Below are 23,299 nucleotides of genomic sequence, written 5' to 3'. Positions count from 1 at the left end.
ATTTTATGAAGAAATTTATCACACTCTTGCTTTCTATAATATGCTTCCTGAATCCGGCATTTGCCGCAGATGAAAACAGTCAGGAGCAGAAAATGAAATGGTGGAACGATGCCAAATTCGGAATGTTTGTCCATTGGGGACCATACGCATTATATGGTGGTGAATACCACGGTTATCCCCAGAATAGGGGTGGTGCGGAATGGATAATGAACCGCTGCAAGATTCCTGTGCGCGAATATCGTGCGATGGCAAGCACCTTCAATCCCATTCATTTCAATGCAGACAGTATGGTGCTTCTCGCCAAGAACGCAGGTGCGAGATACATAGTGTTCACAACCAAGCATCATGATGGTTTTGCGATGTTCAAAAGCGATGCAAGCCGGTTCAATATAGTCGATTATACCCCTTTCAAACGTGATATTGTCGATGAGGTGGCACAAGCCTGTAAGCGACATGGGATTAAATTCGGCATATATTACTCCCAGTCGCAGGACTGGAACAACCCCGGAGGAAACGCTGCCCGCAAACTGATGCGTGAGGGATGGGCTAATCCTGATTCTGTTGAGATAGACAACTATACCGCGCAGCATGATGGTGCATGGGATGCTATCCAACATTCGCGTGACTTCAATGATTATTTCTATTCAGTAGCCCTCCCGCAAATGAAGGAGCTCCTTGACCGCTATGGAGATGATCTGGGTGCGATTTTCTTTGATACTCCTCAGCGCATCACCGACAAACAGGCCGGTGATATGATGAAACTTGTAAGTGAGTATCCACAAATTATTGTCAACGACCGTCTGAAACGTCCGAATTTTCCCGGCGACTACAAGACACCGGAGGGACGTGTGCCGAAAGCAGAGGATATTGAAGGTATCTATTGGGAAACCTGTATGAATATCGGTAATTCATGGGGTTATAAAAAGAAGGAAACAAAATGGAAGTCATCCACGGAAATCATCCGCAACCTCGTCACGATTGCGGCCCGAGGTGGCAATTATCTGTTGAATATCGGCCCTGATGGTCTTGGCGATGTGCCTGAACAGGCAGTGGAATGTCTTAACGAGACCGGAAAATGGCTGAGAGTGAATGGTGAGGCCATTTACGGGACTTTGCGCAGTGGCCTCGCACCCGCTTGGGGTGAGGTGGTAAGAAAGGACAACGACCGCAATTCATCACTCTATCTCTGTGTATTCGACTGGCCTGAAAATGGCAAATTGCGTCTTGACGGTAATTTCAAAGTGAAAGAAGCTGTCATGCTGGCCGATGGCGAAAAATTAAAATTCAATTCAGATAAGAATGGCGTGACGGTGTCTCTCCCGTCAGTAATGCCTCACAAGACTGTCACTGTGATACGTCTCGATCTGAAAAACAAGCTTCCTAAACAGACTCTCATTTCAAATTCGGAAAAAGTGTTCCGCATACTTGATACAGAATAAGCTATGAATGTCAGAAATACTATTACAATTGCTATAGCTGCTGCATTTTCGCTACAATCATGCTCTTCGCATGATGGCTCGTGTGGCGACGGTGATTATTGTCTTTGGTATTCATCACCTGCCGAAAAATGGGAGGAGGCTCTGCCTCTTGGCAACGGTCGTCTCGGAGCAATGGTATTTGGAAATCCCTACGAGGAACTGTACCAACTGAACGAGGAGACATTATGGTCCGGTGGTCCGGGTAATTGGAACAATCCCAAAGCCGCGAAATCTCTCAAAGCGGTACGGGATGCGGTGAATGCCGGTGATTACAAGAAAGCCTCAGCTATTTGGAAAGCCAATTGCCAAGGGCCGTATACGGCGCGTTATCTTCCTCTTGCCGATTTGCGTCTGAACATGCACGATGAAGGGCCGATTGACTGCTATTGCCGTGACCTCAACATCAGCAATGCAACATCCACGGTCCGTTACACCGTGGATGGGGTAAGCTATACCCGCACTTCTTTCATCTCTTACCCGGATCAGGTGATGGTGGTTAGGGTTGAGGCCGACAAGGAGGCTGCCGTTAATTTTGATGTTTCGTTATCAAGTCAGTTGAGATATACTGTTGATGCTGAAAATGACGGCACCCTTACGCTAAAGGGGAAAGCTCCTGTCTATGTCGCCAATCGTGACGATGACCCCAATCAGATTGTTTACGACGAGACCGGTAAAGAAGGAATGAATTTCGAGGTAAAGGTGGCTGTGGCAACTGATGGCGGTGACGTTGTGTCTGACGGTTCTGACCTCAGAGTGTCGGGAGCTAATTCTGCAATCCTGATTCTCGCGGGAGCTACGAGCTACAATGGCGTTGACAAGCTTCCCGGCTCTGAGGGAGTCGACCCTGCGATAGCTGTCAATCGGGATTTGTCAGCAGCTCTTGGCAAAACATACGAACAGTTGCTCGCCAATCATACTGAAGATTACCGCACCCTTTTTGACCGTGTGCAGCTCACACTTTCGAATGATAGCTGCGGGTCTGATTTATCAGGCAAGCCGACTCCTGAGCGACTGAAAAATTTCGCCGTCAATGATTCAGATTTGGGCTTGGTGGAGCTTTATTATCAGTATGGCCGTTATCTGACCATCGCATCATCCCGCAAGGGGGGTAAGCCTTCGAACCTTCAGGGAATCTGGAATCCGCACATCCAACCGCCGTGGGGTTCGAACTATACAGTCAATATCAACACGGAGATGAACTATTGGCCTGTGGAGATGACAAATCTCACGGAGTGCTTCGCCCCGCTTTCGGATTTCGTAATGGATCTTGCCGCCAACGGAGCGGAAACAGCCAAAGTGAACTACGGAATGGAAAAAGGGTGGTGTGTGCATCATAATTCCGATGTATGGGCTCAGACGGCGCCGACAGGAGGTTTTGAGATTGACAAAAAAGGCGCTCCACGGTGGTCATGCTGGCCGATGGCGGGAGTGTGGTTCTGTCAGCATTTGTGGGATCACTATGCTTATACCGGTGACCGGAAGTATCTGGAGGAAGTGGCCTATCCGACCATGAAAGGTGCGGTTGAGTTCCTGCTCCAATGGCTTCAGGACGATGAAACTGGATATATGGTGACGAATCCATCCACTTCGCCTGAAAACAGGTTTCATTACATAGACGCTTCCGGCGAAAAAGTGGAAGGTGAACTATCTAAAGCCTCGACGATGGATATTGCCCTCGCCCGCGACCTTTTCTCGAACTTCCTTCAGACAAGCCGCATACTCGGCTATTCGGAATATTGCGATGCTATCGCTTCAACCCTTCCCAAACTCTATCCGTATCATCAGGGTTCAAAGGGGCAGTTGCTTGAATGGAACGAGGAGTTTGAAGAGCAGGATCCGGAACATCGTCATGCTTCTCATCTGTTCGGATTGCATCCGGGCAAGCAGATTCTCCCGCGTCGCGACCGCGACCTTGCCGATGCTTGTCTCCGCACTCTGGAAATCCGTGGCGATGGCGGCACAGGATGGTCAATGGCTTGGAAAATCAATTTCTGGGCTCGTCTGGAGGATGGCAACCATGCCTATAGGATGCTTAAGAACGGATTGAAGTATGTGGATGTGACGGAGGTCTCAACCAAACATGGCGGAACGTATGCCAATCTTTTTGATGCTCATCCGCCGTTTCAGATTGATGGCAATTTCGGCGCAACTGCAGGCATTACTGAAATGTTGATGCAAAGTCATGGAGGAGAGATATTCCTTCTCCCTGCGCTTCCCGACGCATGGCGAAGCGGTTCTGTGAAAGGTCTCAGAGCACGTGGCGGCTTTATTGTGGATATAGATTGGAAAGATGGACAGTTGACCAAGGCTAAAATCACTTCCACCCTTGGCGGTAACTGTCGTGTGCGTTCTTTCAAGGAACTCAAAGGTTCACCCGCAACCGGTGAAAATTCCAATCCGATGATGTATGTTCCGGCTTCCGCCGACTTTGTGAAACATCCCGGGGTGGAATCTTCTTCACCGTCCGGACTTAAAGAAACTTTTGTCATAGACTTGCCAACGGAAAAAGGAAAAACCTATGAACTTTAATTCTCTGAAATATCCCGCAATAGCGCTTGCATTCATAGCATCTTCATTGATGATGGATGCAGGAAGCCCCTGGCATATCGCCAATGATACCCTTTGGGTATTTGACGGTTCGACATACGCTTATACTGTAGATACACCCGAGGATAAGGGATTGACAAGCACTCTTGCAGATGCAGAGGGCCTGCTGAAATCTCTATCCGAGGCCGGGGTGGCTCCAAGAATCATTGACATAAAAGGTGCGACAAAACTGAATGGTAAACTCATGCAAGGAGATAGGGTGGTCCTGTCAGGTAAGAAATATCCTGTGGCCATCTCACGCCAGGCACTCCCTGCGGAGATGAGTCTGCGCAATCCAAAGATTACCAAAGGTGTCTCCCAAAATGTTATACTTGATTTTTATGCCGGACAGCGTACACCGATGTCGGAGGTTGACATCATCGTTCCCGCAGGGATAAAGGTTACGCCCGACAATGTATGGGTAAATATCATCGGCCGTGGAGAAGTGCAGTTGCGTAACCTTTCAAAACAGTCCGTCGGACGGCATGGCACCGACTATTCGTATGACAAAGTAGGAGAGGCCACCATGAGTGATCTCGGGGCAAAAGGAACGCGGATTCATCTTTCCGGACTTGATTTCCGTCCTGAAAACGGCTCAGACATAACGCTGACGATAAAGGGTTGCGTGGCACCGGAGGCTAAGGATTATGTCTTTGAGACTTCCTATACGACATCCGAACCTCTAAGACTCATTTCTCCTAAATGTCAAACGACACTTAAAGCTGTAAATACGATTACTGATTTCCGCCGTTTGCCACGTTGCAAGGGCAGCTACGACGGAGTGGTGGATTATTCGTGGGTTTCGTTCGGATGGACTCCGAGTGGCGACTATTCGGATACTGAAGTCCTTTATTCAACCGATGAGGGGACTACATGGCAAAAACTGCCTGCCAATATGATGTCGTCTGATGCCAACGGTCAGCTCAATGTCTCACGACTTGATCCGGACAGGCTTTACGCATTCCGTCTCAATATGTTGAGGGGAAACACGCGTGGGGTATCCAACACAGTATGGTATTATACCGGTGAGTTTAATGCCAAGGATTACGGCGTCAAGGGTGATGGCACCACTGATGAAACCGAAGCTCTCAATACTCTCATTGACAAGACCAATGAGATTGGAGGAGGTGTGATATATTTCCCGGAGGGTACTTATAATGTCCGCACCGTACATCTCAAAAGCAATGTCTGGCTCCATATAGGTGACAAGGCTGTTATAGCTGCTATTCCGGGTGGAGATGAGCCTGAGATCACATGGTTCAGCGACCGTGCCTATCGCCACGGACTCTCGCCTGTAGACATAAAGCCTTATAGCGACCCCGAGAACTATCTCACAAAGCAGGATGTCGGCCATACCTTTTTCCGCAACTGCATGTTCTTCGGGGAAAGAATAGAGAATGTTAAGATTATCGGCACCGGCCGGATTACCGGCAATGGAAATCTTTTCACTTCCGACAGGGTGATGAACAATGAGCGTGGACGCCGTTGCGATAAAATGTTTGTGTTCAAACTCTGCAAAGACATTGAAATCGGTGGCGTTGCCAATGGACATGATCTCTGGTATGATGAGGAAAAGGATGTTCCGTACTATATCACACCTGAGGGCAGGGACTATAACGATGGCACGATGTTGCATATTGATCAAGCCGGTCATTTCGTACTGCTCGCCACAGGCAGCGACGGATTGAACATGCATGATACATATTTCGGTAAGGATAGCCGGTCCAATGCCCGTGATATTTACGACTTCATGAGTTGCAATGATGTCAATGTCCGCAACATCTATTCAACAGTCAGCTCTGACGATATTGTCAAGCTTGGCTCTGATTGCTCGCTTGGATACACCCGTCCGGCCTGCAATTATCTTGTGCGCAATGTAATCGGTGATACCAACTGCAATCTTTTTCAGATCGGTTCGGAGACAGCCGATGACATCACTGATGTGTATGTCGACAATATATTTGTCCTTGGTGCCAATAAAGCCGGATTTTCAATTTCCACAAATGATGGTGGCTGTGTTAGAAACGTCCATCTCAACAGTGGTAAGACCGGACCAATCTTCACACGTTCGGTGATGAAACGCACACGTTCTCCTTTCTTTATTTCCATCTCCAATCGAGGGCGAGTGCTGGGCGCGAATGCCGAAATGTTCACTTTCCGTGAGAATGGTAGTGAGCGAAAGGAACTTCTTGTCACGAATTCTAATATCGGAAGGATTGAGAATGTGACTGTCAGTGGTGTAGATGTATCCGAAGTCTACGGCGGAAGTTCATTCCGTGGAGAGCGATGGAAAGGTTATGACGGTTCGCAAAACGAAGCGGCGGCCATAATTGCCGGATTCAAGCTCCCTGACAGCAAGGATATTGAGGGTGGTCTTACATTTACTCTCCCTGACGGACTCCATACGGGTTACATCAAGGACATTTCATTTTCCGATGTCAACCTGACAGTCAAAGGCGGACACTCGGAAGAGGATGCGACAGCCTGTCCTCCGGAGATAGGTGTCGGGCGTTACAACGTGAGTGACCTCAAGGTTCAGCCGGCGTTCGGATATTGGCTCAGGCATGTCGATGGCGCGACATTCAAAAACTGTCATGTCAATGCTGAAAAGCCTGATGCCCGTCATGCCGTATACCTTGATGATGTCCTCAATTTCAATCATGAAAATCTCACTGTCGAGCGCGGTATCAATGAAAAGGTTGCTGTCATGACAGAGAGATGTGATGAGAAGAAAGCCATTATGGCCTGGGGAAGTAACAGCCCTATAGGTAAAGCCCGTGGCATACATCCCGGACGTGTGGCATGGGCCCATGCTCCCGGAGCGGCTACATGGAATAAGGATGAGGGCAGATGGTATGAGGATAACTACAACAATCAGGAAGCGGCAGACTGGCTGGTACACAACGCCATTATAACCCTTACCGGAGAAAAGAACGCAGCGAAAGCTTGGAACGCACTTTTCAGCTACTTCAACAAGCAGCATGGAAAAGGGGGCAAAGGTTACAGAAAGGGTGAGAAAATAGCTGTGAAACTCAATCTCAACAATACATTTGTCTATGAGGATAACGAGCAGCTCAATGCTTCTCCGCATGTCGTGCTCGCTCTTCTGCGCAGTATGGTTAACGAGGGAGGGATTCCGCAGAAGTGTATCACCCTGTTTGATGCCAGCCGTTTCATGACCAATGCACTTTACAATAAATGCCATGCCGAATTTCCCGACGTAGTCTACATGGACAATGAAGGGGGAGAGGGCCGCACGAAAGCCACTTATGTGAAAGACGCTATCCCTTATTCGATGGATAACGGTAAACTTGCAAAAGGTCTTGCGACCTGTGCTGTTGATGCCGACTATCTCATAAACATGGCATTGCTGAAAGGTCATGGAGGTCAGGGAGTGACGCTTTGTGCTAAAAATTGGTATGGAGTCACCGATATTGATCGTAATTTCCGCAAGAACCAGCACAACAATTTCAATCAAGACCGTAGCGGTCGGCCTCGCTTCATGACATTCACTGATTTCATGGGCCACAAGGATCTCGGAGAAAAGACAATGCTTTTCCTCATCGATGGCCTTTACGGATCGAAGGATGTCAATGGGGCACCCTCCGGAAAATGGCAGATGACACCATTCAAGGGTGATTGGCCATGTTCACTATTCGCTTCTCAGGATGGTGTGGCCATAGATGCGGTAGGCATTGATTTCCTCACATCGGAGTTCCCGACAATGCCTGATGTGGACTATTGCGACATGTATCTTGTCGAGGCTGCTCTTGCTGATTCGCCTCTTTCAAAAACCTTCTATGATCCGGAAGGGGATGGAACAGGTTTGAAGAGCCTTGGAGTGCTTGAACATTGGAATAATCCTCGCGACAAGCAATACACCCGAAATCTCGGCACGGATGCCGGTATAGAACTTATATATGTGAAAAAGCCATGACCTTGTAGTGTCTTTCATGTTGCACGATAATAGCAATCGGTCCCGGAATCTATCCGGGACTTTTTTAGTATAAGGATATATTTCTTATAGCTTTTGAAATAATAATGAAAATGCCAAGTTGCCGATTTCCATAATTTTGCGTCAGATAATAAACTAAATCACGATACATGGAAAATCTATTTTTCAAAAGTCTCCGCCTCTCCTTGCTCAGCGGACTCATGTCCACAGTCATGGTACTTCCATCATCACAAATGTATGCCCAGACAGTTGCCATGCAGGATGACAAGGGGAGCGATATGGGTCTCTTCACTCCCATTGATGCACCGAATACACCTATGGGGGTTGCCCGTGGAATTCATCCCGGTCGCGTCACATGGGCTTACGATTCCAAAGCGGCTGCATGGGACGGGCGGACAGGTCTGTATTCCGATGCGGACAACAACAGTCAGACCCGTGTAAACGATTTGATGGAGGGGGTGATAATCAACCTTACGAATCAAGATAATATCAAGGATGCGTGGAATGAATTGTTTGAAGTGTTCAACGAGAAGCATGGCAAAGGTAAGACCGGCTACAAGCCCGGTGAAAAGATAGCCATCAAGATTAATCTCAATGACAATGGTGGCACCAACATTATTGATGCCACGCCACAGTCGGTCTATGCACTTCTCCATCAGCTTGTCGATGTGATGGGGGTTGCTCAGAAAGACATCACTATCTATGATGCTCAGCGCAGAGGCATATCGGCTGTCTACAATTATGTCGAACCGCTGTATCCGGATGTAGTCTACCAGAATTGGGGCGGTTTCGTCCCCGGAGCGGTTGCTTATTCGGCAGAAATCACAAATCCGGATGCCGGTGCGATTGCCCGTGCGGCCTACGAGGCGGACTATATGATAAACATGGCCCTTATGAAGCGCCATTCAACCCCGACAAAGGACTGGAAGGATGGTGCAGGTCAGACGGGCATCACTTGTACAGGCAAGAATCAGTTCGGCTCGCTCAAAAATTGTTCGGCTCTCCATTTCTCAATCCGTGATTGGTCGGCACACCGCAATGGCAAGAACGGTTCCTACAACAGTATTGTCGATCTCATGTCCAATAAATATTTCGGAGGCAACACCCTCGTTTATATCGTCGATGCGATGTATGTCAATCCCAAACACAATGGTCAGGCCGTGAAGTTCAAGAATCCGCCCTTCAATAACGGTTGGACATCGAGTTTCCTTGCGTCCAATGATCAAGTAGCGATTGAGTCGGTCGTTCTCGACTTCATAAATTCCGAACTGCCGCTCACAGCCTACGCTGACAATTTCCTCCATGAAGCGGCCAATATTTCAAATCCTCCTTCGGGAACAAAATATATTGGAGCCTCGGAGGGTAGTCTCGGCGTACATGAGCATTGGAACAATCCGATAGATAAGCAATATACCCGTAACCTTGGAACCGGTTTCGGTATTGAACTTTATCAGGTGCCACTTGACGACAAACGTGGTGCGATAGAATATTTCTATGCCGATGCACCTGCAATCTATGGTAAGGGAAAGGTGACACTTGGATGGAATGTGTCAAATGCAGCGGAAGTCTATCTCAATGGCAAGAAAGTCAAGAACAGTCAGTCAATGACAGTTAACAACAACGCGACTACTGATTACGCCCTTACTGCCATAGACAATAACGGACGCGAGATTAGCCAAACTCTCAAAGTCCGCAATCTGAAGGAGACAACCCGGATGAAACCGGCCAAAGCCAAACTCGACGGCACTTTCCTGCTTAATGAAAAGGGACAGCTCGTTCTGTCGGGTGAACGCACCAAGCAGAGCAATACCGCTACTTGGGAAATAAATGTTCCGAAGACGGGTGACTACTATCTCGTGGCGAACTATGTTGGAAAGGACCCTGTGCCTGCGTTTATCTATATCGACGGCAAACTCGTAACTGAGAATTTCGGCTTCCTCAGCACCGTATCGGAGAATACACCCAAGGAATTCTATTTCCCGTTGCACCTTACTGCCGGACGCCATACGCTCCGCTATGAAATGCAGGGCCGCAGGGGCAACAATATCAATTATCTGTCGCTTGCGACTGAAAACAAATGACGGCCATGCGTAAATTCATAGTTTTAATCCTGCATCTGGCATTTGCACTGTCCGTCAACGCAGCCGACTGCAATGTGCGGGCCTTCGGAGCCAAGGGCAATGGTAAATCTATTGACTCCAAAGCCATTCAGAGGGCTATTGACGCATGTACGGCATCGGGTGGGGGAACAGTTACCGTCCCTGCAGGGACATATCTTTCGGCAACCATCATGCTGAAGGATAATGTCACTCTCAATCTGGAGGAAGGTGCGACAATACTCGGTGTGACTGATTACAAAGCCTACAGCAACCCCGATCCATTTACTGAAGGCTTAGGTATCGAAGTCGGCCGGGCACTCCTTGTGGCAGTTGATGCGAATAATATCGGTTTGACAGGTAAGGGAGTCATTGACGGTCAGGGCTCAGCTCTCAAAGCCCGTCACATCGCAGAGGATAATCGTCATGAAAAGGACCGCTGGGGACTCCGTCCCTTCCTTTTCAGAGTTGTCAGATGCAATGGCGTGAAGGTGAAAGATGTCACTCTCAAATATGCGGGAGCCTGGACTTCACACTACTTCCAATGCCGTAACCTGACGATTGAAGGCGTGAAAATCCTCAGCAAGGGAGTCGCTCATAACGACGGCATAGATATTGACGGCTGCAGTGATGTCAGCATCAGCAATTGTGATATTGAAAGCGGTGATGATGCATTGTGTTTCAAGACAACTTCGTCAAAAATGAGCTGCAGCAATATAAGGGTCAGCAACATGCGTCTGAAAAGCAATCAGGCAGGCATAAAGATTGGAACCGAATCAATGGCTGCTTTTGAGGACATCAAGATTTCAGATTGCTATATCTATGACACACGCAACGGCGGCATCAAACTTTTCAGTGTCGACGGTGCCCATCTCAGAAATATAGAGATTTCAGATATTGTCATGGACAATGTCCGCTCTCCAATGTTGATGCGCCTCGGAGCAAGACTCAATGTTTTCAGAAAGAATGAGGATATCCGGCAACCGGTCGGTTCCTTCGAGAATGTCACCATCCGTAATGTAGTTGCAGCCGCTGCAGACACCGCACAGCTCACACCTCCATCCGGAATCCTCATCACCGGTATTCCGGGACACTGCATAACCAATCTTACTCTTGAAAACATTGCAATCACACTGCGTGGCGACGGTAGCGTCGAGGATGCTAAGGTGCAAGTTCCGGAAGCCATTGACCAGTATCCGGAAGTGAAGACTTTCGGTCCGACAATTCCGGCTTACGGACTGTGGGCCCGTCATGTCCGCAATCTTACGCTCCGCAATGTGAAATTCCTTCTTAAAAAACCTGATGCCCGTCCGGAAATAATCTGCGAGGACGGTGATATTAGAATCTATTAGCCACACTTTTGGTAAACCAATCATATCTTATGAAAAAACTATTCAGCATATTTACTTTCGGACTTACCGCCCTCTCGGCATTGGCCGGAATCACCTGGGAGCAGATTGAGCCGGGTGTATGGCGGACCAACGCAGGCACGCCGGAGGAATACAACCTCCTGTCGGTTGCCGGATGCGCTCCTTTAAGCGAAGGCTTCAGCCGCCTGCCTGAAACAACGCTCCCCGCGTTTGCCGACAGCATCAAGTGGGAAATAGTCGATGGCAAAACGTATATACGCATTCCTCTTGACAGGGACGAGCAACTATATGGTTTCGGACTTAATTTCCAGACTGTCCATCAGCGGGGGAAGATTCTCAATCTCCATGTGGATCACTACGGTGGTAAGGACACCGGTCGCACTCATGCGCCTGTTCCGTTCTACGTTTCGAGCAACGGTTATGGTGTCTTCATCAATTCCGCACGTTATCTCACCGTCTATGCCGGGTCAGGTGCGCGGAAGGATAGTCCGGATGCACCCGAAGCCAAGGATCGCAATCTGGACAAAACATGGACGGCAAATCCCTATTCGGACGCTGTCTCGATTCTTGTGCCTGCAGAGGGAGCGGAGATTTATGTTATAGGCGGTCCCACGGCAATGGATGCCATACGTCGCTACAATCTCTTGTGTGGTGGCGGAACATTGCCACCGCGTTGGGGTCTGGGTTTCACTCAGCGCACCCAGAAACTTTATGATGCAGAGACGGTGATTGCCGAAGCGGATGACTTTGAGAAAAATGGCTTTCCGCTCGATTTCATAGGCCTTGAACCCGGTTGGCAGAGCCGTGCCTATCCCTGTACGCTCGAATGGGACTCCACACGTTATCCCGACCCAGTAATCTTTATAAATGAAATGGACAAGCGGAATGTCAGAATCAATTTATGGACCAATCCCTATATTTCGCCTGATTCCAAAATTTATGACGAAATCTATCCTCATACCGGTTCCCACACTGTCTGGTGCGGTATAGTTCCGGATTTTGCTACAGCCTCCGCTCGAAAGATATGGAAGGATAAGCTTCAGAAAGAACATCTCGACATAGGAGTGAGTGGTTTTAAAATTGATGAGATAGATGGCTATGACAGGTATCTTTGGCCCGATGTAGCGACCTTCCCTTCCGGTGTGGCTGCCGAGCAAATGCGACAGACCTACGGGTTGTGGGTGCAGCGTACCACGAACGATCTCTTCCATGCCATGAACAAGAGAACCTTCGGTCTTGTCCGTGGTTCCAACGGAGGTGGAAGCTCATTCCCGTATGTCATCTATAATGATTACTATAGCCACAAGGATTTCATCACTGCGCTTATCAACTCAGGTTTTTCAGGAGTGTTGTGGACCCCTGAAGTCCGCAACTCCACAACTCCCGAAGAATGGTTGCGCCGATTCCAGTCGGTCGTATTCTCACCGATGGCAATGATTAATGCGTGGGCAAGCGGCACAAAACCCTGGTCATTTCCGGAAGTTTCGGACCGGATAAGGGAATATGCAATGCTGCGTATGCAAATGATGCCGTATTGGTACAGTGAATTTGCCCGCTATCATTTCGACGGTATTCCCCCTTTCCGTGCCATGAATCTTGAACCGGGATTCACAGCCTCAGCCATCAATGAACTTAAGGAGGCAAGTCTTAACGACAATCCCTATCTGGAGGCCGTCACGAAAGAGATTAAGGACCAATATATGGCCGGGGAATATCTGCTTGTAGCTCCGATGTTTGTTGGTGAGACCTCGCGTAAGGTGATTCTCCCTGCGGGTGACTGGTATGATTTCTATACAGGAGAATATGCAGGCAACGGAGAGACGATAGAAGTGACTCCGGGTCTTGACCGGATACCGGTATATGTGAAAGACGGAGCGATTATACCCATGACCTCTCCGCGTCTTCATGCACCGAAAGCCGGCGAGAAATTTGACCTCGAAATCCGCCACTATGGCAAGTCTGATGGCTCTTACCGCCTCTATGATGATGACGGTGAGACTTTCGGCTACGAGAATGGCGACTACTCTTGGCGTGACATTAAGGTGATAAGGGCTAAAAACGGCAAGTTGCAGGGCTCCATCTCTAAAGCTGTCAAGGGTAAGCCGGATAATATAGGCAAAGTTAGTTGGAAATTCATGACTCAAAACTGATATGAAAAAATTATTAGGATTATTTTTAACATTGATAGCTTTCGGCTCCTCAGCTCAGGGGATTGCCAAGAAAATCATTGAAATCCCGTCCGGCGACATGAAGCTCACACTCATGGTCGGAGAGGATGACAGATTGTATCAACTCGAATTCGGGGATTCGGAAGCTGAAATTAAGGTTCCGGAGAAACTTCCGAGCAGAGAGATGGAGTTTCTTCCATGTTATGGCAATGGCGTGATAACGGAAGCTGCCATACAGGCGACCCATACGGATGGCAACACCTCCACCGATCTCAACTATATAAGCCACAGAAATGAGCAGATTGGAGACGGTGTGAATCAGACAGTGATTTCAATGAGCGATCCGGCATATAAATTTTATGTCGACATCTATGTGAGATGCTATCCGGAAAACTCAATGATGGAAATCTGGAACACTCTCCGTCATGATGAACGAGGAGGAAAGGTTGTGTTGTATAAATACGCTTCCGCTTCTCCAATCATTAAGGCAAAGGAGTATTGGCTCACACAGTTCTGCGGTAGCTATAAGCATGAGGCAACCATGAAGGAAGAAATGCTTTCGGAAGGCATCAAAGTGCTTGACTCGAAACTCGGTGTACGCGCAAATCAGTTCCGTATCCCCTCATTTCTGCTTTCCTGTGACGGATGTGCAAGGGAAAACGAGGGCAAAACTTTTGCCGCATCGCTGAAATGGGCAGGAAGTTTCCAACTGGCTTTTGAGGTGGATTGGAACAACAATCTTCGAGTGCTCACAGGTATCAATCCCGTCGGTGCACACTATAATCTTGAACGTGGTGAGACATTCACCACTCCTGCCATCCTCTGGACCTACAGCGATAAGGGTAAGGGTGCGACCAGCCGCAACTTCCACCGTTGGGCCGACTCTCATTCCATACGCGATCCGAAAAAAGATCGCCCCATCATCCTCAACAACTGGGAGGCTACACACTGCGATTTCGATGAGAAGCGACTCGTGGCACTTTTTGAAGATGCCAATAAAATCGGAGCAGAGCTCTTCCTGCTTGATGACGGTTGGTTTGGCAACGGTGAGTATTCCCGTGACGATGACAAGCACGGATTGGGCGATTGGGAACCCTCGGCAAAAAAACTCCCCAATGGTCTTGCACACCTTGCGAAGCAGGCAATCAAGCGTAATGTGGGCTTCGGTATCTGGCTTGAACCTGAAATGGTCAATCCGAACAGTCGTCTATACAATGAGCATCCCGAATGGATCATTACCCAGCAGAAACGTGAACCTATTTTAGGACGTCATCAGGAAATCCTTGACCTTACGCGTCCGGAAGTGCAATTCTATGAGTGGGAGATTATCGACAAAACACTTTCGCCAAGCAAGGATATTTCATACGTCAAATGGGATTGCAACCGATATGTCACGCAACCCGGTTCCACCTATCTGACACCCTCCCGACAGAGCCACCTGTTGATTGGCTACAACAACAATCTCTACAGTCTTATGGATCGTTTCGCATCCGGTTATCCTGATGTCATGGCCATGCTCTGTTCCGGTGGTTCCGGCCGTGTCGACTATGGTTCGATGCAGTATTTCCATTCCTTTTGGCCGAGCGACAACACCGATCCTCTCGACCGCATCAAAATTCAATGGGGTTTCAGCCATTTCTTCCCTGCTAAAACCATGTCGGCTCATGTGACACGCATGGGTAAGCGTCATCTTAAACTTGCGATTGACGTGGCCATGAGCGGTGCATTCGGTATTGACCTGGCCATTGACCGTGCGACTGACGCTGAGCGCGCGCAGCTTGCCGAAGGTGTCAGACTTTATAAGACCAAAATCCGCAGTCTCATAATGGAAGGTGAGCTCCACCGTCTTGTATCTCCCTACGAGACACCGCTTGCAGCCCTCAGTTATGTAGCTCCGGATAAGGAGAGTGCTGTCGTTTTCCTCTATCAGACCGAGGATGGAAACGTGCCCTCCGTAAAATTCACCGGTCTGGATACAGACAAAAAATATACTGTTACGGAACTAAACCTTCCCGAAGGTGAGAAGTCAAAATTTGATAACAACCTTACGTTTTCAGGCCGCCAATTGATGGAAGAGGGACTCTCCAACCCCTTGGCCAAACAGTTTGAAAGTGCAGTCCTGGAATTAAAATCTATTTAAAGACATGAAATACAGAATTATATCAGCAGCTTTGTTCCTGACAAGTCTCGCTCCCTGCATAAACGCTGCAGGAGACCGTTGGGGTATCAATAATGATGGTTCCATAAATTGGACTATCAAGGATGATGTGCCACATCAGGACCATGTCGAACTCAGCGGCATGAAACTTTCGGTTGTGCTTCGCTACGGTGTGAATGCCGACAGTTCCTTCCGCATCAATCGCAGTCTCGTGTTCCCCATGCTCCGCATGAACCCCAACAAGACACAAAACAATCTCAAACAACGTTTTGATGTCAATATCCCCGGGATGGTGACAATCGACGATCTTACTTTGACTGATGAGAAGGTCAGCGACATCAATTTCGACGGTATTATGACGGTAAACAGCACATTCAGTACCGTTTACCGTCGCAAAAAGGATAAGGATGCCGTATCGCTCACCAGAACCATGTATCCGTCGACCAATCAAGCTTACTACATAGAAGAATATAAATTCACTAACAATACCGACCGCGTGCTGACGATGCGTGTGCCGGATTGGAACGTGCGCTACACAACACCCGAGGAGAAAGGTGTCTACGGAAGCTATGTAATCGAAGGTTCGCTTTCAAAGAACGGTATGTTTGAGGTTCAACCCGGCAAATCGCTTGATTTCTTTGCCGTATTCTCAGGACGTAAAGCCGGTGATTCCGCCTTCTCGCGGATTTCTCCGGAAACCGAGAGGGCTGCACGGCGGGCTTTGATTGACCAGTGGCATGGAAATCTCGTGCTTGAGACCCCTGACACTACTCTCAACACCATGTTTGCTTTCGCCAAGACCCGTGGTGCGGAGAGTATCTATAACACCAAAGGTGGTCTGATGCACGGTCCCGGTGGAGAGGCATACTATGCTGCCGTGTGGGCTAATGATCAGGCTGAATATATCAACCCCTTCTTCCCCTTCCTCGGTTATGAAATCGGCAATCAGTCGGCCCTGAATTCATTCCGGCATTTCGCACGTTACATGAACGACGAATATCGCCCCATTCCAAGTTCAATCATCTCGGAAGGTGTCAGCTTCTGGCATGGAGCCAAGGATCGTGGCGACGGTGCGATGATTGCCTACGGTGCTGCCCGCTATGCTCTTGCCCGTGGCAATAAGGCAGAGGCGGAAGAGCTGTGGCCACTCATTGAATGGTGTCTTGAATACTGTAACCGTAAGCTCAACGATAAGGGAGTTGTCGCATCCAATTCCGATGAGCTTGAAAACCGTTTCCCTTCCGGAGATGCCAACCTTTGCACATCGACCCTCTATTATGATGCGTTGAACTCAGCAGTCTATCTTGGAAAGGAACTCGGCAAGCCGTCCGCAAAACTCAAGGAGTATGGCCGTCAGGCGAAAGCCCTCCGCGAGGCAATTGAAAACCATTTCGGTTATAAGATTGAAGGCTTTGACAGCTATCGCTACTATGATGGTAACGATGTGCTTCGTTCCTGGATTTGTATGCCACTCATAGTCGGAATAAATGATCGTGCGAAAGGAACCATTGATGCACTCTTTTCCCCACGCTTGTGGACTGCCGATGGTCTTCTCACACAAGCCGGGACGGAAACCTTCTGGGACCGCTCCACACTCTATGCCCTCCGTGGCACTATTGCAGCCGGTGAGGTAGAGAAGGGCCTAAGCTTCCTCAAAGACTATTCCCACCGCCGTCTTCTCGGAGACCATGTCCCATACGCGATCGAGGCATGGCCTGAAGGTGATCAGCGCCATCTCTCGGCTGAAAGCGGTCTCTATTGCCGTATTTTTACCGAAGGCCTTTTCGGTATTCGTCCCACCGGCTTGCGGTCGTTCGAGATGACTCCGCGCTTGCCGGAGGAATGGGAGTATGCTAATCTCAACCATGTCCGCGCTTTCAATTCCGACTTTGACATCAAGGTCAACCGTATTTCAGGAGATAAACTGGATGTCAGGGTTATGAAGGGTGATAAATGCGTCCTCTCCAAGAAAGTCAACGAAGGCACTACAATCAAAGTTAATCTGTAATGAAAATGAAATCCTTATCTGTGTTTTTATCCACGCTTGCAGGTTGCGTATTCGGAGTATATGCCGAAATTCCGTCAGTCAAGGTGGAAATAAGCAATAAGCTTGACTTCGACCGAGTTGAGACCGTCGAGCTTGATTATGGCGAACTTTGCGACCGCTTTGGTGTGAAATCGCTGCGAGTTGTGGATGAAACCGGCTCTGAGCTACCCTCACAGGTGACATATAATGGCAAACTCATCTTTCAGCCGTCTGTAGGTGCTAAGTCAAAAGTCAATGTGGCTGTGCAGCCTGTCAAGGCTTTTGACTTCGGGACATATACTACAGGAAAGATGTATCCGCAGAGGTTCGACGATTTCTGTTGGGAAAATGATGTGGCGGGATTCCGTGCTTATGGCCCTGCGCTTCAGGACAAGGGCGAACGTGGCTTCGGATATGACCTTCATCTTAAGCGTGGAACCTCATTGCCTGTGATCGAACATCTCTATGATTTGCATTTCGACAAAGAATCGGCGGCAGCCGTGGAGAGGTTGAAGAAGGAGGGTAGGACAGAGGAGGCCAAGCGATGGCGTGATGCCCATTCTTACCATATTGATAACGGCTACGGGATGGATTGCTATGCCGTCGGGCCCACTCTGGGTGCGGGTGCTACCGCTCTTATAGATGGTGATACAATCGTCTATCCCTGGTGCTATAAGGATTATGAGATTCTTGATGAAGGTCCGGTTCGTTTTACAGTATCCCTTACATTCCGTCCCGCAACGTTTCAAGGACAGACTGTGGTGGAGAATCGAATCATAACTCTTGATAAGGGGAGTAACCTTAACCGCACTAAGGTGACTTATCGCGGTCTTGACAAATCAGTCCCGATGGTTATGGGTATTGTGGTTCATGACGACGGTCCGGTGAAAAGTTCGGTTAAGGATGGATACATGTCATATCTTGACCCCACGAACGGTCCCGACAATGGAGAGGTGTATATGGGAGCTGTATTCCCGCTTCGACCGGAGTCAATCGCGGTGGAGGAGGAAGGTAAGGCCCGCCATCTGTTGGCTCATTTCGATTATTCCCCGACAGACGGATTTGACTATTACTGGGGCTTCGGCTGGAACCGCGGAAATGTCCCGACACTTGCCGATTGGAACGAAATGCTTCTGAGGAAATCCCGTAGTATCAAATCCCCTTTAGAGGTTCGCATTTTACCGTAAATTGTTGTTAGATTTTATATTAGATGCTCCTGTCTCGATTTTGTCTGTAAAATTGAGACAGGAGTTTAATTTTTTGAGATTTGTATGTAATGCATTTGCTCTGTTATCGGATACTTTTGTGAATGAAAATACAATAACTCCGATCAATGGACAATACATTAAGAAAACAAATCCTCACATTTTTTGCACTGCTTCCCACAGTGTTCTCCGCGCTATCCGGCTCTCTGTCTGTCAAGAGTCCTGACGGCATGATTGAATATTACTGGAGTGATGATGACGGACATCTTTGTTTTGAAGCATTCAAGTCCGGAAAACAAGCTATAGTCAAGTCGCCTGTCAACTTTATCCTTGACGGCAGGAATGTTACTGATGATTGTTCGGTAATATCATCTTCTACCTACAGCATAAATGAGACTTATCCGACACGTGGACTTCACACAAGTGCGGTGAATAATGCGAATGGTGTCCGGATGAAACTTTCTACGGATGTAGAAGTTGATGCCCGTGCATATAATGACGGTGTGGCATTCCGCATCATATCTGCCGGTGACAGGAGCCGGAAACGCGTGCCTGATGAAGCGACGGAATTCAATATCCCTGCCGGTAGCCATGTATGGTATCATGATATGTATAACCATTATGAAGGTGAGCATCGAAAATGCGACATCAGTGAAATCAAGGAAGGGGAGTGGGTAGCGCCTCCAGTGACTGTAAGACTTCCCGATGGGAACGGATATTTATGTATTTCCGAATCCGGGCTTCGTGATTATCCCGGAATGTCATTGCAGAGCAATGGGAAACGAGGACTGGTGACACGTCTCGGTCATGCCCAACCTGTTTCCTATCCCTTCGCCCATGACTATTCTCTTGATGAGGCAAAGCGTCTGTCAGTCGCTGCTTCCATTGCCGGTGAGATTAAAACTCCGTGGCGTTGTGTTGTTATCGCCTCCGATCTTAACGCTCTTGTCAACACGGATCTCATTTCAAATCTTTCGCCCGCGCCGGATAAGAGACTCTTTCCCGAAGGTGTGAACACCGAGTGGATTAAGCCCGGACGTTCGGTGTGGTGCTGGCTCGATGGTGGCGAACGGACAGTTGAAGGAATGAAAGAGTTTTCACGGTTGGCCGGCGAGTTAGGTTATGAATACAATACAGTAGATGCTTTCTGGTATCGCTGGACTGATGAACAGATCAAGGAACTTGTCGACTACTCGGCGGGGTATGGTGTGAGAATATGGCTATGGCGTCATGGCAGGGATCTGCGCGCTCCGGCTAAACGTAAGGAACTTTTCGACCGCTGCAGTCGCCTTGGCATTGCCGGTATTAAACTCGATGCATTTTCCCATGAATCCAAGGAGTTTGTAGATATGTATCAAGCCTGTCTGCGTGAGGCTGCCGAACACAAGCTCATGCTTAACATACATGGAAGTAACAAGCCGACCGGCGAAGTGCGGACATGGCCAAATGAAATGAGCCGTGAAGGTGTTCAGGGACTCGAATACGGAAAGCATCAGTTCAGTTGGGCTAAACATAACGTAACGTTGCCTTTTACACGATATGTTGCCGGACATGGCGATTATACTCCTGTCATTTTTGGAGAACGTCGGCTTGACACGTCGTGGTGTCATCAGGTCGCCACAGCAATTGTGTTTAATTCTTCGGTAATTTTTTTCGGAGCGCATCCACAGTCAATCATCGACAATCCGGCTGCTGATTTATTCAAATCCATCCCGGCTGTATGGGATGAAACCATAGTGCTTCCTGGAAGTGAAATCGGCGAGGTGGCTGCCTACGCCCGTCGTAGTGGCGATGACTGGTATCTTGCAATTCTAAATGGAGAGGAAGCCCGCACCATGCCTGTGTCTCTTTCATTCCTGAGCGATGATGAATGGTATGAGGCTCAGGTGTATCGTGACCGTCCGGGAGATGGTGCATCAATGAAAAAAGAGAAATTGTTCTGCCGTAAAAACGACTCTTTGACCGCGCGTCTGCGTGCCGGAGGAGGCTATGTGGTGAAATTTAATGTAGCCGGAAATAAAGGGAATAAATAGCATTGAAAAAATTCAATCATATATCATAATAATTCAACATGAATAAAAAATTTCTTGTAACAGCGTCGATTGCTGTTTCCTTCTGTTGCTCGATGGCAAACTGTTCGACCGGTGACGGTGATAAAAATGAGCCGGATAAACCGGATACGGAAATACCCGGAGAATCCGACAGCCCGGGCACTGATACGCCCGATGACAAAGATCCGTATGAATTTAAAGGGTCCATGCAGGCTGACGCCAAACTCGTTGGACAGGACTATAAGGCAATACATCAGTACATGCGTGGTTTTGGCTGGGACTATTCCGAGCATCCGAATTCATCGGAGAAGGATCACCATGATGGCGTCCATGCTGCTGTTGTCTATGATGAGGCTATCGGGCAATATGTGTTCCGCTTCTTCAACCATGCGAATGCCGATGTGCTTGACGGCGACCGCGGGTCCATTGTTGACCGTCAGCGCAACGAGATGAAATCGCAGACATCCGACAAGTGGCTCCATCTTAATGGCAATTGGGGTGAACGTCAGCGTCTGAAATGGAAATTTAAACTTCCGGTGGGATTCCGTCCATCCACATCGTTCTGCCACATTCATCAGCTCAAAGCGCAGGAAGGCAATAACGGGGCGCCACTCATCACCATCACTCCCCGCTGTAATGCCGACGGTTCCAACAAGCGTTTGCAGGTGATACATACCGGAGATGTCAGCGCAACGACCAAAGGCACAATCATTGATAATCTTCCCTTCTCGGATTTCGAAGACCAATGGATTGAAGTGACGACTGAAATGCTCTACACCCACAATGGAAAGTTCAGTATCAGGATGGAGCGTGTGAGCGATGGAAAGGTTTTGGTTGACAAGTCATTTGACGATATTGACCTTTGGCGCAGCGGAGCCAAGAATATCCGCAATAAATTCGGTATCTACCGCAGCTTCGGTAAGAAGATGGCCGATGCTTCCGATCGCCCGGTCAACGGAATCAAGGACGAAAGCATAGATCTTGCAGACTTCCGTGTCTATGAGGCGGATACAAACCTAGATCCGCAGATTCATGATTAATCTGATACAGTCTAATAAATCAAGGTATGAAAATCAAAAATATAGTAATAGCATCGATTGTATTCTTCCTCGGCGGTTCTGCCATGTTTGCCAAGGATAAGTATCTGTCCGATTTCCCGTCGGAGGCAAATCCTATAACCGTCGGCGATAAAATCACAAAGAAATTTCTTGCAACCCCGCACACACGTTTTGGTAATCCCCGTGCGGAAAAAGCACCGAACTACATCACATATCCCGATGCCTTGGCATGGTTGGGCGCGATGTGGTATGCCAAAGTTACCGATAATGCGACTTTGACCGACGGTTTGGTGAAACGTTTCGAACCTCTGTTCAGTGAAGAGAAGCATCTTCTTCCGAAAATGAACCATGTCGACCATAATGTGGTGGGTTCGGTTCCTCTTGAGATTTATATGCAGCGTGGCGACAAACGTTGCTATGAACTCGGAATGCGTTATGCCGATTCTCAATGGGAACTTCCTTCAGATGCCAAACCCGAACAGAAAGCTTTTGCCGACAAGGGATTTTCATGGCAGACACGCGTGTGGATTGACGACATGTTCATGATTACAACCATCCAGTCGCAAGCCTACAAAGCTACCGGCGATGCTAAATACATCAACCGAGCAGCTGATGAGATGGTGATGTATCTTAGTGAAATCCAACGACCCAACGGTCTTTTTTATCATTCTCCCGACGCTCCGTTTTTCTGGGCGAGAGGCAATGGCTGGATGGCTGCAGGTATGGCCGAACTTCTTTCGTCCCTGCCGAAGAGCAACCCGAACTATAAGACTATAATGAAGGCCTACCTTACCATGATGCAGACCCTGAAACAATATCAGGGTAAGGAAGGTCTCTGGCATCAGCTTATAGATGGAGAGGATACATGGAGTGAGACATCTGGAACAGCAATGTTTACCTACGCCATGATTGTAGGCGTGAAGAACGGTTGGCTGAAAGCCAAGGAGTATGCTCCGGTTGCCCGCAAGGGGTGGCTCGGCCTCGTGAGCCGCATCAATGCAGACGATGAGGTTCTTGACGTATGTGAAGGTACCAATATAAAGAACGACCGTAATCATTATGTTAACCGCAAACGCATCACCGGCGATCTCCATGCACATGCTCCCCTCCTGTGGTGTGCGGCAGAATTGGCCACGATGCAATAACAC

The 23,299-nt window shown here is 48.5% G+C and carries 12 protein-coding genes; all 12 read left to right on the top strand.

The genetic code is table 11. The features are described 5' to 3' along the window. The first annotated feature begins 5 nt into the window (after positions 1-5). Entirely contained in the window at positions 6-1,439 is a 1,434-nt protein-coding gene (locus QZ310_RS00940; RefSeq protein WP_297069401.1) for an alpha-L-fucosidase, read from the top strand. A 3-nt stretch (positions 1,440-1,442) separates the two neighbouring features. Continuing rightward, on the top strand, positions 1,443-4,007 hold the full coding sequence (locus QZ310_RS00935) for a glycoside hydrolase N-terminal domain-containing protein (RefSeq protein WP_297069399.1): 2,565 nt from the start codon (positions 1,443-1,445) through the stop codon (positions 4,005-4,007). Beyond that, on the top strand, positions 3,997-8,001 hold the full coding sequence (locus QZ310_RS00930) for a DUF362 domain-containing protein (protein ID WP_297069397.1): 4,005 nt from the start codon (positions 3,997-3,999) through the stop codon (positions 7,999-8,001). Before QZ310_RS00935 ends, QZ310_RS00930 begins: the two co-directional genes overlap by 11 nt. Positions 8,002-8,168: 167 nt before the next feature. After that, a complete protein-coding gene (locus tag QZ310_RS00925) occupies positions 8,169-10,100 on the top strand; it encodes a DUF362 domain-containing protein (protein ID WP_297069395.1) in 1,932 nt (643 codons plus the stop codon). Between the two features lie 5 nt (positions 10,101-10,105). Further along, positions 10,106-11,467 (top strand): glycosyl hydrolase family 28 protein, encoded by a 1,362-nt coding sequence (locus QZ310_RS00920; protein WP_297069393.1) that lies wholly within the window; start codon positions 10,106-10,108, stop codon positions 11,465-11,467. 29 nt (positions 11,468-11,496) lie between these two features. Further along, on the top strand, positions 11,497-13,635 hold the full coding sequence (locus QZ310_RS00915) for a TIM-barrel domain-containing protein (protein WP_297069391.1): 2,139 nt from the start codon (positions 11,497-11,499) through the stop codon (positions 13,633-13,635). 1 nt (position 13,636) lies between these two features. Continuing rightward, positions 13,637-15,793, top strand: coding sequence for an alpha-galactosidase (locus QZ310_RS00910; protein ID WP_297069389.1), 2,157 nt, complete (start codon positions 13,637-13,639; stop codon positions 15,791-15,793). A 4-nt stretch (positions 15,794-15,797) separates the two neighbouring features. After that, positions 15,798-17,819 (top strand): hypothetical protein, encoded by a 2,022-nt coding sequence (locus QZ310_RS00905; protein ID WP_297069387.1) that lies wholly within the window; start codon positions 15,798-15,800, stop codon positions 17,817-17,819. 5 nt (positions 17,820-17,824) lie between these two features. Further along, a complete protein-coding gene (locus tag QZ310_RS00900) occupies positions 17,825-19,024 on the top strand; it encodes a DUF4861 family protein (protein WP_297069385.1) in 1,200 nt (399 codons plus the stop codon). Between the two features lie 146 nt (positions 19,025-19,170). Further along, the gene (locus QZ310_RS00895) at positions 19,171-21,075 is read left to right on the top strand and encodes a glycoside hydrolase family 97 protein (protein WP_297069383.1); all 1,905 of its coding nucleotides are present in this window, start codon (positions 19,171-19,173) and stop codon (positions 21,073-21,075) included. Positions 21,076-21,113: 38 nt separating this feature from the next. Continuing rightward, entirely contained in the window at positions 21,114-22,133 is a 1,020-nt protein-coding gene (locus tag QZ310_RS00890; RefSeq protein ID WP_297069381.1) for a hypothetical protein, read from the top strand. Positions 22,134-22,216: 83 nt separating this feature from the next. Next, positions 22,217-23,296: a glycoside hydrolase family 88 protein gene (locus QZ310_RS00885; protein WP_297069500.1), complete on the top strand. Its 1,080-nt coding sequence runs from the start codon at positions 22,217-22,219 to the stop codon at positions 23,294-23,296. Positions 23,297-23,299: the final 3 nt, after the last annotated feature.

The organism is uncultured Duncaniella sp., assembly GCF_910577345.1.
Lineage (GTDB): Bacteria > Bacteroidota > Bacteroidia > Bacteroidales > Muribaculaceae > Duncaniella.
Note: the sequence above shows the minus strand (reverse complement) of the source record. Positions and strands in the feature narration are given on the sequence as shown.

Excerpts from the sequence above, each read along its gene's own strand:
- QZ310_RS00915 (WP_297069391.1), top strand. The coding sequence starts at position 11,497 with ATGAAAAAACTATTCAGCATATTTACTTTCGGACTTACCGCCCTCTCG.
- QZ310_RS00905 (WP_297069387.1), top strand. The coding sequence starts at position 15,798 with ATGAAATACAGAATTATATCAGCAGCTTTGTTCCTGACAAGTCTCGCT.
- QZ310_RS00895 (WP_297069383.1), top strand. The coding sequence starts at position 19,171 with ATGGACAATACATTAAGAAAACAAATCCTCACATTTTTTGCACTGCTT.
- QZ310_RS00940 (WP_297069401.1), top strand. The coding sequence starts at position 6 with ATGAAGAAATTTATCACACTCTTGCTTTCTATAATATGCTTCCTGAAT.
- QZ310_RS00925 (WP_297069395.1), top strand. The coding sequence starts at position 8,169 with ATGGAAAATCTATTTTTCAAAAGTCTCCGCCTCTCCTTGCTCAGCGGA.
- QZ310_RS00890 (WP_297069381.1), top strand. The coding sequence starts at position 21,114 with ATGAATAAAAAATTTCTTGTAACAGCGTCGATTGCTGTTTCCTTCTGT.
- QZ310_RS00920 (WP_297069393.1), top strand. The coding sequence starts at position 10,106 with ATGCGTAAATTCATAGTTTTAATCCTGCATCTGGCATTTGCACTGTCC.
- QZ310_RS00930 (WP_297069397.1), top strand. The coding sequence starts at position 3,997 with ATGAACTTTAATTCTCTGAAATATCCCGCAATAGCGCTTGCATTCATA.
- QZ310_RS00910 (WP_297069389.1), top strand. The coding sequence starts at position 13,637 with ATGAAAAAATTATTAGGATTATTTTTAACATTGATAGCTTTCGGCTCC.
- QZ310_RS00900 (WP_297069385.1), top strand. The coding sequence starts at position 17,825 with ATGAAATCCTTATCTGTGTTTTTATCCACGCTTGCAGGTTGCGTATTC.
- QZ310_RS00935 (WP_297069399.1), top strand. The coding sequence starts at position 1,443 with ATGAATGTCAGAAATACTATTACAATTGCTATAGCTGCTGCATTTTCG.
- QZ310_RS00885 (WP_297069500.1), top strand. The coding sequence starts at position 22,217 with ATGTTTGCCAAGGATAAGTATCTGTCCGATTTCCCGTCGGAGGCAAAT.